General features: G+C 72.8%; 2 protein-coding genes and 1 pseudogene. All 3 read right to left on the bottom strand.

Annotated elements, in window-relative coordinates:
* Positions 1–305 (bottom strand): cyclic pyranopterin monophosphate synthase MoaC (locus QN345_RS18970; protein WP_323509105.1); only part of this gene is annotated, 305 nt, incomplete at its 3' end.
* A gap of 125 nt (positions 306–430) precedes the next feature.
* Positions 431–1,138: a molybdopterin-binding protein gene (locus QN345_RS18975; protein WP_323509103.1), complete on the bottom strand. Its 708-nt coding sequence runs from the start codon at positions 1,136–1,138 to the stop codon at positions 431–433.
* A 142-nt stretch (positions 1,139–1,280) separates the two neighbouring features.
* Positions 1,281–1,430: pseudogene (locus QN345_RS20670) on the bottom strand (molybdopterin molybdenumtransferase MoeA); the annotation flags it as partial.
* Between the last annotated feature and the right edge of the window lie 37 nt (positions 1,431–1,467).

Consider the following 1,467-nt stretch of genomic DNA (forward strand, 5'->3'; position numbering starts at 1 on the left):
GCCGTGAGCGCCTCCATCTCGACGCCGGTGCGGTCGGCCGTGCGGATGGTCGCCGCCACCCGCACGCCGGTGTCTTCGATCGTGAGGTCGACAGCCGCGCCGTGCACCCCGATCACATGGGCGAGGGGGAGCAGGTCCGCGCACTTCTTCGCGCCCTGGATGCCCGCGATGCGCGCGACGGCGAGCACATCGCCCTTGGGCGTCGTGCCGTCGCGCAGCGCGGCGACCACGCGGGGCCCGCAGAATACGAAACCCGCGGCGGTCGCGCTGCGCACGGTCGGCTGCTTCTCGGTCACGTCGACCATCCGGGCCTGGCCGGCGGTATTGAGATGCGTGAACGGCTGCCCGGCCTGCGCATTCGGCGCAGCGTGCCCTTCGGGTCTGGCGGCGGCGGTTTCGTCTCGGGCGGAAGTCATACCACCAGCATGACTCATATCACCAGCATGACCGGGAGCAGGTCGCCCTCAGCCACGGTGTCGGACTCCTCCGGAACGATGGCGAGACCCTCGGCCTGGCCGAGTCCCGCGACGAGGTGCGAGCCGGAACCGCCGGAGGTGGCCGGCCACACGAGGGTCTCCTGGCCACGACGCTCGCAGACGACGGGCATGTACTGCTGGCGGCCGCTCGGTGAGCTCCAACCGCGGGCGACGGTCCCCGTGATCGTCGGACGGGTGGTGGTGCCGTGGCCGCCCATGAACAGGAGCGCCGGGCGTACAAAGGCCTCGAACGAGACGAACGCGCTCACCGGGTTGCCGGGCAGGGCGAACACGATCGGGCCGAGCGCGGCGCTTCCGGCGGAGCCTGTCTTCCCGGTGGTGCTGTTGCTGCCGGTGCCGGCTGCGGGCAGGCGGCCGAAGCCCTGCGGCTTGCCGGGCTGCATCCGCACCGGGCCGAACCACACGCCGAGCGGGGCGAGCACCGCCTTGACGACGTCGTACGCTCCCACGCTGACGCCTCCGGAGAGGATGATCGCGTCGACCGTGCCGATGAGGGAGTCGAGCACGGTGCGCAGGGACTCCTCGTTGTCGGGGACCGCCCCGATCCGGTGCACGACGCCGCCGGCCTGGGCCACTGCAGCGGCGAGCAGGTACGAGTTGGAGTCGGGGATCTGGCCTCGCCGCGCGGGGGTGCCGGGCACGATGATCTCGACCGGCGACGAGCTCGTCGCCGGTCGAGATCACCGCGACGCGGGGCGCCGGGTGCACGAGCAACTCAGCGCGGCCGGCGCTCGCGGCTGCGGCGATCCGGGTGGGCCAGAGCGTCGTCCCTGCCCGCAGTATGGTGTCGCCGGCTGCGGCGTCGCTGCCGGCCCTGCGAATGTGGGCTGCCGGCTCCGGCACCCTGAGGATGCCGACCCGGTCGATGCCCCGGTCGGTGTCCTCGATCGGCACGACGGCATCCGCCCCGTCGGGGATCGGCGCCCCGGTCATGATCCGGGCGACCTGCCCGGCGTCGATGCGCGGGTTC

Source organism: Cryobacterium sp. 10I1, assembly GCF_035019805.1.
Lineage (GTDB): Bacteria > Actinomycetota > Actinomycetes > Actinomycetales > Microbacteriaceae > Cryobacterium > Cryobacterium glucosi.